The sequence below is a fragment of the Nocardioides baekrokdamisoli genome (genome assembly GCF_003945325.1).
Lineage (GTDB): Bacteria > Actinomycetota > Actinomycetes > Propionibacteriales > Nocardioidaceae > Nocardioides > Nocardioides baekrokdamisoli.
In genome coordinates, this window is record NZ_AP019307.1 from 2,016,922 (window position 1) to 2,030,520 (window position 13,599).

At 69.4% G+C, this 13,599-nt stretch carries 14 protein-coding genes; 9 read left to right on the forward strand and 5 right to left on the reverse strand.

The annotated features are described in order from the left end of the window. Positions 1–3: 3 nt before the first annotated feature. Positions 4–1,977: an acetate--CoA ligase gene (gene acs, locus KCTC_RS09830; RefSeq protein WP_125569042.1), complete on the reverse strand. Its 1,974-nt coding sequence runs from the start codon at positions 1,975–1,977 to the stop codon at positions 4–6. A gap of 135 nt (positions 1,978–2,112) precedes the next feature. Next, positions 2,113–2,973 carry a class I SAM-dependent methyltransferase gene (locus KCTC_RS09835; RefSeq protein WP_125569044.1) on the reverse strand — a complete coding sequence of 287 codons (861 nt, stop codon included), beginning with the start codon at positions 2,971–2,973 and terminating at the stop codon, positions 2,113–2,115. A gap of 35 nt (positions 2,974–3,008) precedes the next feature. Here KCTC_RS09835 and KCTC_RS09840 point away from each other — a divergent pair, with 35 nt between their 5' ends. Beyond that, positions 3,009–3,731 (forward strand): Fic family protein, encoded by a 723-nt coding sequence (locus tag KCTC_RS09840; protein ID WP_125569047.1) that lies wholly within the window; start codon positions 3,009–3,011, stop codon positions 3,729–3,731. A gap of 285 nt (positions 3,732–4,016) precedes the next feature. Here KCTC_RS09840 and KCTC_RS09845 read toward each other — a convergent pair whose 3' ends face one another. Further along, entirely contained in the window at positions 4,017–4,799 is a 783-nt protein-coding gene (locus tag KCTC_RS09845) for an HAD family hydrolase (protein WP_231998675.1), read from the reverse strand. 112 nt (positions 4,800–4,911) lie between these two features. Between KCTC_RS09845 and ssd the strand changes: the two genes are divergently transcribed. From ssd to KCTC_RS09880, 7 genes are all read left to right on the forward strand, one after another. After that, the gene (gene ssd / locus KCTC_RS09850) at positions 4,912–5,940 is read left to right on the forward strand and encodes a septum site-determining protein Ssd (protein ID WP_125569051.1); all 1,029 of its coding nucleotides are present in this window, start codon (positions 4,912–4,914) and stop codon (positions 5,938–5,940) included. Next, positions 5,937–7,088, forward strand: coding sequence for a TadA family conjugal transfer-associated ATPase (locus KCTC_RS09855; protein WP_125569053.1), 1,152 nt, complete (start codon positions 5,937–5,939; stop codon positions 7,086–7,088). The genes ssd and KCTC_RS09855 overlap by 4 nt, the downstream gene beginning before the upstream one ends. Beyond that, on the forward strand, positions 7,085–7,822 hold the full coding sequence (locus tag KCTC_RS09860; RefSeq protein WP_125569055.1) for a type II secretion system F family protein: 738 nt from the start codon (positions 7,085–7,087) through the stop codon (positions 7,820–7,822). The genes KCTC_RS09855 and KCTC_RS09860 overlap by 4 nt, the downstream gene beginning before the upstream one ends. Continuing rightward, entirely contained in the window at positions 7,819–8,472 is a 654-nt protein-coding gene (locus tag KCTC_RS09865) for a type II secretion system F family protein (protein ID WP_125569057.1), read from the forward strand. The genes KCTC_RS09860 and KCTC_RS09865 overlap by 4 nt, the downstream gene beginning before the upstream one ends. A 120-nt stretch (positions 8,473–8,592) precedes the next feature. Continuing rightward, positions 8,593–8,757 (forward strand): DUF4244 domain-containing protein, encoded by a 165-nt coding sequence (locus KCTC_RS09870; protein ID WP_164512565.1) that lies wholly within the window; start codon positions 8,593–8,595, stop codon positions 8,755–8,757. Continuing rightward, positions 8,754–9,113: a TadE family protein gene (locus KCTC_RS09875; RefSeq protein WP_125569059.1), complete on the forward strand. Its 360-nt coding sequence runs from the start codon at positions 8,754–8,756 to the stop codon at positions 9,111–9,113. Before KCTC_RS09870 ends, KCTC_RS09875 begins: the two co-directional genes overlap by 4 nt. Beyond that, positions 9,107–9,442 carry an Rv3654c family TadE-like protein gene (locus KCTC_RS09880; RefSeq protein ID WP_164512566.1) on the forward strand — a complete coding sequence of 112 codons (336 nt, stop codon included), beginning with the start codon at positions 9,107–9,109 and terminating at the stop codon, positions 9,440–9,442. Before KCTC_RS09875 ends, KCTC_RS09880 begins: the two co-directional genes overlap by 7 nt. A 7-nt stretch (positions 9,443–9,449) precedes the next feature. Here KCTC_RS09880 and KCTC_RS09885 read toward each other — a convergent pair whose 3' ends face one another. Continuing rightward, positions 9,450–9,698: a hypothetical protein gene (locus tag KCTC_RS09885; RefSeq protein WP_125569063.1), complete on the reverse strand. Its 249-nt coding sequence runs from the start codon at positions 9,696–9,698 to the stop codon at positions 9,450–9,452. Between the two features lie 4 nt (positions 9,699–9,702). Continuing rightward, positions 9,703–12,012 carry a DEAD/DEAH box helicase gene (locus KCTC_RS09890; RefSeq protein ID WP_125569065.1) on the reverse strand — a complete coding sequence of 770 codons (2,310 nt, stop codon included), beginning with the start codon at positions 12,010–12,012 and terminating at the stop codon, positions 9,703–9,705. Positions 12,013–12,073: 61 nt separating this feature from the next. On the opposite strand from KCTC_RS09890, the gene KCTC_RS09895 reads away from it, so the two are divergent. Further along, positions 12,074–13,522 (forward strand): DUF7059 domain-containing protein, encoded by a 1,449-nt coding sequence (locus KCTC_RS09895; RefSeq protein WP_231998676.1) that lies wholly within the window; start codon positions 12,074–12,076, stop codon positions 13,520–13,522. The last annotated feature ends 77 nt before the right edge of the window (positions 13,523–13,599 follow it).

Sequence of the window (13,599 nt, forward strand, 5' to 3'; positions counted from 1 at the left end):
CGGTCAGTCCTCGGTTGAGGTGGCCTGCCCGGCTGCGATCTTCGACACGATGTCGGCGTCCATCAGCGTGGTGGTGTCGCCGACCTGCCGACCCTCCGCCACATCGCGCAGCAGTCGGCGCATGATCTTGCCGGACCGGGTCTTCGGCAGTTCCGGGACGATCATCAGGTCGCGCGGCTTCGCGATCGGGCCGATCACGGTGCGGACGTGGTTGGCCAGCTCCTTCTCAATGCCCTCCACGGATTCCGGGGACTCGCGAAGGATCACGTACGCAACGACCGCCTGGCCGGTGTCCGGGTCGGAGGCTCCGACGACTGCCGCCTCGGCCACCCGCGGGTGCGACACGAGAGCCGATTCGATCTCCGTGGTGGAGAGTCGGTGGCCGGACACGTTCATGACGTCGTCGACGCGGCCGAGGACCCAGATGTCGCCGTCCTCGTCCTTCTTGGCGCCATCGCCGGCGAAGTAGTACCCCTGCGCGGCGTACTTGGACCAGTAGGTGTCGACGTAGCGGTCGTCGTCGCGCCACAACGTACGCAGCATCGACGGCCAGGGAGATGTGACCACGAGGTAGCCGCCCTCGCCGTTGCCGACCGGCGTGCCGTCCTCATCCACCACGTCGACGTCGACGCCAGGGACCGCCAGCATCGCCGAGCCCGGCTTGCCGGAGGTGACACCGGGTAGTGGCGTCATCAGCGTCGCACCGGTCTCGGTCTGCCACCACGTGTCGATGATCGGCGTACGCCCGCCGCCGATCGTGTCGCGGTACCAGACGTACGCCTCGGGGTTGATCGGCTCACCCACCGAACCCAGGATCCGCAGCGAGGACAGGTCGTACGAGTCCGGGACCGCTGACCCCTGCTTCATGAACGAGCGGATCGCGGTCGGCGCGGTGTAGAACTTCGTGACCTTGTGGTCCTCGATGATCTTCCACCAGCGGCCGCGCTCCGGGGAGTCGGGCGTGCCTTCGTAGAGGACCTGTGTCGCACCGTTGGCCAGCGGCCCGTACACGATGTAACTGTGCCCGGTGACCCAGCCGATGTCGGCGGTGCACCAGTAGACGTCGTCGGCCTTGAGGTCGAACTGGGCCCAGTGGGTGTACGCGGCCTGCGCCAGGTAACCGCCGGTGGTGTGCAGGATGCCCTTCGGCTTGCCGGTCGTGCCTGAGGTGTACATCACGTAGAGCGGCTGCTCGGCGTCCATCGGCTGCGGCACGTGGATCTCGGAGGCGTGGTCCACCACGTCGTGCCACCAGATGTCGACGTCCCCGTTCCAGGCAACGTCCTGACCGGTCCGGCGGACCACCAGCACGTTCTCCACGAGACCGCGGTTGGCATTGTCGAGCTTGATGAGCGCCTCGTCGACGGCCGGCTTGAGGGCCGAGGCGGAGCCGCGCCGGTAGCCGCCGTCCGAGGTGATCACCAGTTTTGCCTGGCAGTCGTCGATCCGGGTTGCGAGCGCGTCCGAGGAGAACCCACCGAACACGACGGTGTGAACCGCGCCGAGTCGGGCGCAGGCAAGCATCGCCACGACGGCCTCGGGGATCATCGGCATGTAGATCGCCACCCGGTCGCCACGTTCGACGCCAAGCTCCTCGATCGCGTTGGCAGCCCGGGAGACCTCGTCCTTGAGCTGCGCGTACGTGATGTCGCGTCGGTCCTCCAGGGGCTCGCCGACCCAGTGGATGGCGACCCGGTCGCCGTTGCCGGCTTCGACGTGGCGGTCGACGCAGTTGTACGCCGCGTTGAGCTCGCCGCCGACGAACCACTTGAAGAACGGAGCGTTGTCGTCGTCGAGTACGCGGTCCCACCGCTTGGTCCAGGTCAGCCGGTCGGCAGCCTCGGCCCAGAAGGCCTCGCGATCGCTCGCGGCGCGGGCGTACGCCTCCGCCTTGACGTTCGCCTCGGCAGCCAGAGCGGCCGGCGGAGCGAAGCGGCGCTCTTCGTGGAGCAGGTTGGAGATGGTCTCGTGTGCCATGCCTCACACGCTAGCGGCAGCGACTGAGGGTGATGACGCGCACGCCATCCGCACAGACGCGCGCGGTGCCAAGGAGCCCGCGCGCAAGGCGGCCTGCGGGCCGTCGAGCACGGTGCGACGCCGGAAACGCGCCGTCTAGTTGAAGTCGATCAGGATGATGCCCGAGTCGTCGCCGGTCGCGATCGGCGGCAACTTGCTCGCGGTCGAGGTGTCGGTGATGGCGGCAGGGGAATGCATGATCGGGGACGAGCTACTGATGTAGTTCTTCGCGAGCGCGATCGTGCGGTAGCAGTTCGTCATGTAGGGCAGTTGCATCCCGTCCATGCCCCGGTCGTACTCGTCGTAGAGCCGCTTCGCCGCGACCAGCCGGGCGTTGCGCTCGTCGTCGGGGAGCGTGGACACCACCGAGCGTGAGTTGGCGAGGTCCAGGATCGACTCCTGGTTGATCGTCTGCCAGTGCTTGAACGTGGTGTCGTCGATGGCGCTGAAGAGGCCGGAGTCATCGACCACCTTGACGGCGACCGCCGCCCCCTCCGTGCTGGGCGGGTCGCCGAGGGCAGCCTGCAGGCGCTTGACCCAAGGAATCCGGGTGTCGAAATGGTTCCAGATCAGGGCCAGTCGACCGCCCGGCCGCAGCACCCGGACGATCTCCGGCAGGGCCTTGTCCAGGTCGAACCAGTGGAACGCCTGGGCCACGATGACCACGTCGACACTGCTGTCCGGAGCAGGGATCTGCTCGGCGGTGCCGACCGTGGCGCGTACGTCGGGCAGCCGCTCCGACAGGATGTCGAGCATCTGGTCGTCAGGGTCCGTGGCGAAGACGTCGTGGCCGAGCGAGACCATCGTCTCGGTGAGTTTGCCGGTGCCAGCTCCCAGTTCGAGGACGCTGACCGGGGTGGTGCCGAGCAGCCACTCGACGGCTTCGGTGGGGTAGCCGGGACGGCCACGGTCGTAGGCCGCGGCGACGGAGCCGAAGGACAGGCTGGGATCGGTCATTTGTCTCAGGCTAGCCGTCCGTAGGCTGCATCCTCGTGAGCACGGACCGGATGGCTGAGTTGGTGTCGCTGGAGGGCGTCGCGTCTGCGTACGCGGCCACCCGCGACGGGATCGACGCGATGCTGCGCGATCGCGGCCTGCGGAAGACCTCTCCGGAGCTGACTGCGGAGTCCCTGTTGCGGGGCGCGCACGCCTCCGCGGTGCTCGAGGGTTCGGTCTCGACGCTGGAGGAGGTACGCGAGAGCGGCGGCGACGCGATCGCGCAGGCGGCCGTACGCGTGTCCGCCGAACTGCTCTCTCTGGTCCCGGTGCTGCGTACGCAGCCCCTGCGCGCGCTCGCCCGCGTACACGCTCTGGCCGGCCTCGGCTCGGTGGCCGATGACGAACTCGGACGCCCGCGCAACGCTGAGGCCGCCACCACCCTGCGCGAGGTGGGCAACGCGCTGACGGCACCGACGTCGGCACCTGCGCTGGTGGTGGCGGCGATGGTGCACGCGGGGCTCGCGACGGCGTCACCGTTCGCGTCGCACAACGGCATCGTGGCCCGCGCCGTGGAGAGGTTGGTGCTGGTCGCCCGCGGGGTCGACGAGAAGTCGCTCACCGTCCCAGAGGCCGGGCACGCGTTCCTGCGTCGCGAGTACGAATCGAACCTGCGTGGCTTCGCCTCGGGAAGCCCGGGCGGCCTGCACTCCTGGCTGCTCTACGGCGCCGAGGCGTACGCGGCGGGGGCGGAGGCATCCCCCCTTCGCCGGTCCTGACGACTGCTGGACCAAGCACGCAGATGCTGTCCACCATGCGCCTCAAACTGGCCTAAATCAAGGCTTGTTTACTCACCGATCGCGGCGTTTGATGGAGATGAAGAACTTCACATGGGCCGTGGAACCCACGCTGCGATCTACCCGTCTTGCTGGGGTGCTGACCGGTCGGGGACACAACCCGAGGCAGCAGTTGGAACGTGCCACGCTTGGTATCCCAACGGTCCATGTGTACGGCGGTGGCGCCCAGGTCCCAGACCCGAGCGCCACCGCTCTTGTGCGCGCTGATCAGGCGCGATCGCGGTTGCGGCGACCGGTCCACCACAAGGCGACCGTTGCGGCGCCGGCTCCGATCGCGAGCCCGGCCAGGGCGCGGTTGCTCGGCAGGTGGTCCCGCAACCGGACCGGTCGGGTGAAGACGAGGGTGGGCCAGTCGCGTTCGAGTGCGATCCGCCGCAGATCCTTGTCCGGGTTGACCGCGTACGGATGCCCGACGGCGGCGAGCATGGGCTCGTCGGTGCCCGAGTCGCTGTAGGCGTACGACGCACCCAGGTCGTACCCGCGGGAGGCGGCGAGTTCGCGCATCGCATCGGCTTTCGTCGAGCCGTACGCCCAGAACTCGATCTCGCCGGTGTACTTGCCGTCCTTCTCCTCGAGTCGGCTGGCGATCACGTGGTCGACGCCGAGGAGTTCGCCGATCGGGCCGACGACCTCGGATCCGCTGGCGCTGACGATGACGACCTCGCGGCCGGCTTCCTGGTGCTCACGGATGAGGGCGAGGGCCTCGGCGTAGACCAGTGGGTCGACGGTGTGGTGGAGGGTGTCGGCGACGATCGTGCGTACGGTCTCGACGTCCCAGCCCGTGACGAGGAGCGACATGAACTGGCGCATCTTCTGCATCTGTTCGTGGTCCGCGCCCGCCATGACATAGACGAACTGGCTGTACGCGGTCCGGATCAGCGTGGTCCGGCTGAGCAGCCCCCCAGCCTGGAACTGCTTGGTGAAGGCAAGCGCGCTCGACTTCGCGATGACCGTCTTGTCGAGGTCGAAGAACGCGGCGGCGCGGGTCACCTGGCCATCGTAGGGGCCACTGTGTGTCCACAAGCGCGTTCGGAGCGGCCGTTGTCCCCAGGGTGTGCGTCGGATCTCAGGGCCCGTCGGCCCGGCCGGACAAGGTGGCGCCATGACCTCGGCCCTGGTGCTCACCCGCAATGCGACGCTGCGCGATGAGGTGGTCCGGTTGGCCTCCGCCGCGGGCGTCGACGTACTCGCTCCCACGGACCCGGCCGGGGCGGGGGCCGAGTGGCGACGGGCCCACATGGTCGTGGTGGGAGCCGACGTGGCGGCCGATGTGGCGGACAGACGATGGGTACGCCGAGGTGGCGTGCTGGTCGCGAGCTGGGGCCCGCCGGCCGATGCCGTGTTCCGTCCGTCGCTGGATCTCGGGGCGGAGGCGGTGCTCGACCTGCCTTCGAGTGCGCCCCGGTTGGCGGAGAGGTTGGCCGATGCGGGGGAGGGGCGGGTGTCCCGCGCCCTGGTCGTCGGCGTCATCGGCGGATCAGGAGGTGCCGGCGCGACGACCTTCGCGCTCGCGCTGGCCCAGTCCGCCGCGCGCGAGCGTCGGGTGCTGCTGGTCGACACGGACACGCTCGGACCAGGCCTGGATGCCCTGCTCGGCACGGCCGAGGTCTCGGGTGTCCGCTGGTCGGAGATGCACGGATCCACGGGCCGTCTGGGTGGGCGGACCGTACGCGAGGCACTTCCGCACGTCGGTTCGTTGCCGTTCCTGACGTGGAGCGGGATCGGAAGGATGCCGTCTCCCGAACTGCTCCGGGAGGTGATCGCCTCGGCGCGAAAAGCCAACGAGCTCGTGGTGCTGGATCTGTCTCGAGCACTGGATCCGCTGGTCGCTGAGGCGCTCGCAACGTGCGACCTCGTCCTCGTCGTCGTCCGGCCGACCGCCGACGGTGTGAGTTCAGCCCGGCGTCTGATCACGCAGCTCCCGGATCGGGCCCGGGTCCGAGCGGTCCTGCGCGGTCGGCAGAGTCCAGTCGTCGAGGATCTGGGCGTCCCGGTCGTGGTCCGGATGCGCGACCATCGCGGGATCGACGAGGCAGTCGCCCTGGGTCTCGGACCGCTCCGACATCGCCGCGGCCCGCTCGGTCGTGGTGTCGAGACCGTCCTGGAATGGCTGCAGGGCGGCGCCGCATGACGCTCGATCTTCCTGTCGAGCTCGTCGACGGCGTACGCGACTGGCTCGCCCGCGAACCCGGCGACGTGAGTGTCGCTCGGGTGGCGTCGGCGTTCCGGGCACTGGGCCGTCCGGTCGGTGACGCGACCGTGCTCGCGGTCCACGACCACGTCCGTCGTGAGGTGATCGGCGCCGGTCCTCTCGAGTCCCTGCTGCACCTGCCCGGCGTGACCGACGTGTTGGTGAACGGACCCGCTGAGGTCTACGTGGACCGCGGCGAGGGTTTGGAACTGACCGAGGTCCGCTTCGCCGATGACCAATCGGTTCGGCGCCTCGCGCAGCGGCTGGCGGCCTCGGCCCATCGTCGACTCGATGACAGCGTTCCGTACGTCGACGTTCGTCTCGTTGACGGGACCAGGTGCCATGCCGTGCTCTCGCCGGTGGGTCGGCCGGGGACGCTGATCTCCCTTCGCGTTCCCAGCGCACGGGCGTTCTCAGTCGCGGACCTCGTCGACGCCGGGACCGTCACTCCTGCGGGCGCGAAGCTGCTCGAGGCGTTGGTGTCAGCCCGCGCTGCGGGGGTGATCAGCGGTGGCACCGGCTCGGGGAAGACGACCCTTCTGGCTGCGCTGCTCGGCATGGTGCCTTCCGATGAGCGGATCGTGATCGTCGAGGATTCCAGCGAGTTGCGGCCCGACCATCCGCATGTGGTGGCGCTGGAAGCCCGATTGCCCAACGTCGAAGGTGCCGGAGCCGTGGACGTACGCACCTTGGTGCGTCAGGCGCTCCGCATGCGTCCGGACCGGCTCGTCGTGGGCGAGGCCCGTGGGCCCGAAGTCGTCGATCTGCTGACCGCCCTCAACACCGGCCACGAAGGTGGTCTGTGCACGGTGCACGCCAACGCTGCCCGCGATGTACCGGCTCGGTTGGAGGCTTTGGCGATGGGGGCCGGCCTTGACCGTGCGGCGACACATTCGCAGTGCGCCTCGGGCATCGATGTGATCCTTCATGTCGCTCGAGTCGGTGGCCGGCGGCGGCTGGAGGAGATCGCCGTCCTTGAGCCCCGTCCCGACGGCCTGGTGAGGGCCCGCAGCGCCATTCGGTTCGGTCCCGCCATCATTCGCGGTCCTGGCTATGACCGCCTCATGGAAATCGCGTACCCGCGGTGACGGTCCTTCCCGCGGCGCTTGCAGCCGGGAGTGCGGTTGCCCTGTTGCTTCCGGGCGGGCCAGGTCCGGTCTCGCGGGGGTGGCTCATCGCCTTGCTTCCGATGGCGCTGTTCGTGCCCGGCCCACTCGTCGGCGCGGCCTGCGTCCTCGGCGCGAGCGCGATCGGAGCGTACGCACTCCTCGAGCGTCGTCGCCGGCGAGCGGCGGCCGATGCGCAGGCGGCTCAGGTCCGCGACCACTGCGACCAACTCGCTGCCGACCTTGCCGCCGGCGCTCCGACACGCCTTGCCCTCACCAGGCTCGCGGACCGCTGGCCGGAAGTGCGACGCGTGGTGGAGGCGGACAGATTCGGGCTGGATGTCGCGGCCGCGTGGCACTCCCTCGCGGCTGAGACCAGGCTCGACAGCCTCCGCTGGGTGGCGCTGGCCTGGAGCTACGCCCAACAGACCGGAGTCGGTCTGGCAGTCGCCATGCGTCACGTCGCAGACGGGCTGGCGGCGCAGGCGCGGGTCGATCGGACGGTTGCCGCGGAACTGGCATCCGCTCGCGCGACTGCCTGGCTGGTCGCGCTGCTGCCGATCGGTGTGTTGGCCATGGGATCCGGGTTGGGCGGGAATCCCTGGCGCTTCCTGCTGCTGACAACACCGGGGGTGTGCCTGCTGGGCGCCGGACTGGCCCTGATCTGGGCGGGCCTGTGGTGGCTCGAGTCGATCATCGAGGGGGTGCGCCGGTGATCGTCGCTGTGGCGCTTCTCCTCGGCTGCGCGGCAGCCTTGGTGCCGCCGCCGGTTGTGCTGTCGCGGCATCCGGCCCGGCCGTGGTCGATCCCCTTCCGGCCGATGGGGGCCGCGGTCGGGCTGTTCGCCCTGATCGGTGGCCCGTGGGGACTGGTCACAGGCATGGTCGCGGCGGTGGTGATCGCCCGGCGCAGCCGGAAGGAGATCGGCGTCCAGGATCCGTCGTGGGGCGGAGCTGCGCCGGTTGTGGTGGCGCTGATCGCTGCGGCCACCCGCGCGGGTGTCGCGGCGCCCCGCGCGGTGGGTACGGCCGCAGGCGTACTCGATCCGATGCACGCGGCTGATCTCGTTCGGGTGGTCGAGCGGTGGCGGTACGGGCTGTCGTCGGTCGACATCGAGGTGGACCGGCCGACCCGGTTGGTCGCCCGCGCGATCGAGCAGGCGCAGGACAGCGGGGCCGCCCCAGCTCTTGCTCTTGAGCACGCTGCCACGGACCTAGTGGCAGAAGACGCGGCCCGAGCGCAGGAGCGCGCTCGTCGGGTCGGTGTCCGAGCGGCTGTGCCCCTCGGAGTCTGTCTGTTGCCCGCGTTCCTGTGTCTGGGCGTGGCGCCTCTGGTGGCGAGTCTGATGGCGGATCTGTCGCGATGATCCGCCACTTCTCCTCCACAGGCGTCCCGGACCCGCGGAGGGTCCCCAACCTGTCGGCTCCCCGTGGCCCCGGCGCCGATGACAGCCGAGGCTGGCAACTCCACGAACGAGAGGAACGACATGGCCATCAAGGACGAACGCGGGATCACCACGGCGGAGTACGCGGTCGGCACAGCCGCCGGGGCCGGTCTGGCGATGCTGCTGTTCAAACTGCTGACCGGGAGTTTCGGCGAGGAGATGCTGCGCACGTTGTTCGACCACGTGATTCAGATGTTGGGGATGTGAGGACGCGCGACCGCGGGGCCGCGACAGCTGAACTGGTGACCGCGCTGCCACTGCTGGTCGTGATCACCTGGGCGATGGTCTGGTTGATCAGCCTGGGCTCGACTCAGGTTCAGCTGGTGGACGCAGCCCGAGAGACGGCCCGGGCGTTGGCCCGCGGCGAGCCCGAGCCGGTCGCCATTGCTCGTGGTCGGCAGTCGGGACCTCGGGGCACCACGATCACGGTGAGTCGAGAGGGAACGACACTGCGGGTCGCCGCGACGGTCGATGTGCCAGCACCCCTGACGACCTTCGGTGTCTTGGTCGCCCACCAACATGCCGAAGCCACGACCGAGCAGGAGCCATGCGCAGCATGTTGACCGATCGGGGCTCGGCAACCATGTTCGTCGCGGTCGCGCTGACCGTGGTCCTGTTCGCTGGTCTCGCGGTGGCGACGGTCAACGGGCTTGTCGTCGTTCACCGGCGCGCGCAGAGTGCTGCAGACCTTGCCGCGCTCGCCGGTGCCGGTGCGCTCATGACGGCGTCTGATCCGTGCGCCGCGGCTGGTCGGATCGCTGCGGCCAACGGAGCGACGGTCGAGGACTGCCAGCCGACGCCCGATGCCGTCACCGTCGTCGTCTCGGTCCCCGGGCCTGAGATGGTCGGGGGCCTGGTCCGCCTCCGAGCCCATGCTCGTGCCGGTAGGTGAACCGATGTCAGTCCTTTTGAGCCCGCTTCGCCTGCTTCTCGGACTTCCGCTGCGCCATGGCGTTCTTCACACCGCGCACGGCCGCCCAGCGGACCAGGCGTACGCCGGCGATGATCGCGACGGCCGCAGCCGCCCCAATGACCAACGCGGTGTGGGTTCCGATGTGCCAGCCGACGAAGCGGCCACTGTCGGAGAACAACCCGATGAGCAGCGCAGCCGCGCCGCCCACGGCGAGTACGAATCCCAGGGCGATCATGACGTCAGATTAGTGCCTCGGGCCCGTCGAGGAGGATGCGCAGCAGTTCGACGGCGCCGTTCTTGTCGAGCGGGTTGTTCTGGTTGCCGCACTTCGGCGACTGCACGCACGAGGGGCAGCCCGACTCACATGTGCAAGCCATGATCGCTTCGCGCGTGGCAGTCAGCCACTCGCGGGCCGCCTCGAACCCGCGTGCGGCGAGTCCGGCGCCTCCGGGGTGGCCGTCGTAGACGACGACGGTGAGTTCGCCGGTGTCGGGGTGTCGCACCGTGCTGACTCCGCCGATGTCCCAGCGGTCGCAGGTTGCGACCAGCGGCAGCAGCCCGATCGAGCAGTGCTCCGCCGCGTGCGCCGAGCCGCCCAGGTCGTACGGCGCCATGGTCGACAGATGCTCAGCCGGGATCACCCACCACGTGCCGGCCGTGCGGAGCGTACGCACCGGCATCTCGAGAGGCTCCTCGGCGAAGACCTCGCCGCTCGGTTGCTTGCGCTTCAGGTACGAGACGACCTGGCTGGACACCTTGAGCTCGCCGTAGGACACGGTCGCGGCACCCCATTGCCGGGATTGCAGCGTGCTCAGCAACCTGAAGTCCGTGACGGATCGAGCCATCGTCGAATAGCCGGGATCCTCGACCCCGACCACAGCCACGTGTTCCTCCAGATCCAGCCGTCGGACGACGTAGGTCTGGCCTCGATGGACGTAGACCGCGCCCTCGTGTGCCTGGCTGTCGGCCGTGGAGCCATCCATCGTTCCGACGACGCGGCCAGTCCCCTCCTCGACCAGTTGCACCGCCTGGCCGGCGGACCGCAGATCGATCTCGTCGACTGCTCGCCGGTCGCTGGTCCAGAACCAGCCTCGGGAGCCACGCCGCCGGAGTCGGCCGTCGTCAACGAGTCGATCGAGCAGATCCGGCAGCGCCTCGCCGAAGAAGTCGACGTCGTCGAGTGTGAGCGGCTGCTCCTGGGCGGCGGCACACAGATGCGGAGCCAGGACGTAGGGGTTCGTCGGGTCGAGGACCGTCGCCTCCACCGCCGCATCGAGCAGCACGTCCGGATGGGTGACGAAATAGGTGTCCAGCGGATCGTCGCGGGCGACCATGATGGCCAGTGCCGGATCCGTCCCGCGGCCGGCGCGACCCCACTGTTGCCACAGTGCGGCCCGGCGGCCCGGATATCCGGCGACCACCACGGCGTCGAGTCCCGAGATGTCGATGCCGAGTTCCAGAGCGTTCGTCGCAGCCAGGCCGAGCAGGCTCCCGTCGCGCAGCGCGTGCTCGATGTCGCGCCGCTCTTCGGGGAGGTACCCGCCGCGATAGGCGGCGACCCGCTGCGGCAGTTCGGGGTCGACATCGGCAAGGAGGGATGCGGCGCTCCTCGCAACTGACTCGACCCCCGCTCGCGAGCGTACGAAGGCCAGCGTCCGGACATCGGAGGCGACCAGATCTGCGAGCAGGTCGGCGGTCTCGGAACCGGCGGACCGGCGTTGCGGGGCGCCGTTCTCGCCCGTGAAGGAGGTCAACGGCGGTTGCCACAGGGCTGTGGTCAGCGGCCCGCGCGGCGAGCCGTCGTCGGTGACGGCTGTGACCGGCTCCCCGATCAGCGCAGCAGCGGTCGTTTCGGGCTCGGCAACCGTGGCAGAGGCGAGGACGAAGGTGGGCGAGGAGCCGTGGAGTTCGCACACGCGACGAAGCCGTCGGAGCACCTGCGCGACATGCGAGCCGAACACCCCGCGGTAGTGATGGCACTCATCGATGACGACGTATTCCAGCGACCCCAGGAACGACGACCACCGTTGATGTCGCGGCAGCAGCGAGCGATGGATCATGTCCGGGTTGGAGAGGACGTACTCGCCGTGGTCGCGTGCCCAGATGCGCTCCGCGTCGGTGCAGTCGCCGTCGTACGCACAGATCCGGACGTCCAGGTCCAGGGACTGGAGTCGGGCCCGCTGGTCATGGGCCAGGGCCTTCGTGGGAGCGAGATAAAGGACCGAGGCTCCCCGCTGTTGGCGCGGCCCGCGAGCGGCCCGGATCGCCGACAACGCTGGAAGGTGGAATCCGAGCGACTTCCCGGAGGCCGTCCCGGTCGAGAGCACCACGTGACTGCGCGACCACGCCAGTTCGGCGGCCTCGACCTGGTGCGAGTACGGCATCTGGATGCCGCTCGCCTCGAACGCCGATCGGACATCCGGCGCCACCCACGTCGGCCACGGCGCGAAGACGGCGTCCCGAGCCGGGCGCTGGACCAGGTGCGTCAACCGATCCGGCCGCGCGTCCGCGAGCCGCTGGATCAGCGCGGCGAGGTCCGGAGGGGGCACCGGAGCATTCTGACGCGGTCCGCCGACAGTCTCGAGCCACGCGTCCGGACAGGCCGGTAGCGTGAGTGCCCTGATGAGCCTTCCCGTACGCCTCCGCGACGCCCTGGTCGCTGCAGACTTCACCTACGACGCCGTCGCCGAGCGCCTCGGCCCGGTCGCGCATGCCGCATTGAGCCGCAACGAGACCCTGCCGGGTCGACGACGTACGCGCGAGCACGACGAGCTGGACACCTTGATCCGACTCTTCCTGCTGCAGACGCCGGTCAAGCTGTCCGACGCCGAGAAAGCCCTGCCCGGCCTGATCGACAAACTGGCGGTCGAAGGCGTCCTCAGCGCTTCGGTCGGTCAGGTCGCGGCGCGGATGGATGTCCGCCCGTACGCCACGGACGACTCCCAACTCTGGGTCCTGTCCGACCTCACCCCGGGGCTGGACGGCAGCCCCAACAAGGTCGGCGCCAACCACGTCCTCGGGATCAGCCCGGCCTCGACCAGCCTGGCCCAGCAGACCATTCGCGAGCCGTTCGGTCGCGCGCTCGACCTCGGCACTGGCTGCGGAGTCCAGGCGCTGCACCTGGCCAGGCACTGCGACGAAGTGGTCGCGACGGACGTCAACAGCCGCGCGCTGTGGATGACCCGCTTCAATGCTGCGCTCAACGACGTGACGGTCGACGTCCGCGACGGTTCGTTCTTCGAGCCGGTCGCCGGCGAACGGTTCGATCTGATCACCACGAACCCACCATTCGTGATCTCCCCCGCGACAGGTGAGCGGCTGGTGTATCGCGATTCCGGGCTCCCGGGGGACCGGGTGGTCGAGGACATCGTGCGTGCAGCACCCGACCACCTCAACGACGGCGGCTGGTGCCACATCCTCGCCAACTGGATCATCGCCAAGGACGTCCCGTGGGACGAGCGGCTCGGCCGGTGGTTCACCGACGAGACCGATGCCTTCGTCGTCCAGCGGGAGATCCTCGACCCGGCGGCGTACGTCGAGCTCTGGCTCAAGGACGCGGGCCTGCACGGCGCGCCGGACTACGTGCAGCGGTACGACACCTGGCTCGACTGGATGGACCGCCAGGGCATCGAGGGCGTCGGCTTCGGGTGGATCAACCTCCACAAGACCGGTCGCGGACGGCGCGAGCTGCTCGAGTGGCCGTACGAGGTTGAGCAGCCGATCGGTCCGGCGATCGCCGCCTGGGGCGACGCAGCCATGGACATCACGCTCGCGGACCGTCTCGTCGCCGCTGAGGACCTGCAGCAGGAGACGCTCGGTGCCCCGGGCGCTGAGGACCCGGCGTACGTGATCATCCGACAGCAGCGGGGCCTGCGCAGGGCGCGCCAGGCAGACACCGTCGAAGCGGCTCTCGTCGGCGCGTCCGACGGCGATCTCACGCTGGGCCAGATCCTGGACGCGATTGCGCAACTCACGGATCGCGATGCCGAGGAGACGCGAGCGACCTATCTCCCGGTGGCCCAGGAGTTGGTCGCCCACGGCTTCCTCAGTCGGCTCTGACAGCGCATCAGGGCACCAAAGCCCTGCGAGCGTGCGCCCCGGTACGTAAACTGCGGGCGCCCATCAGAGCGAGCGGA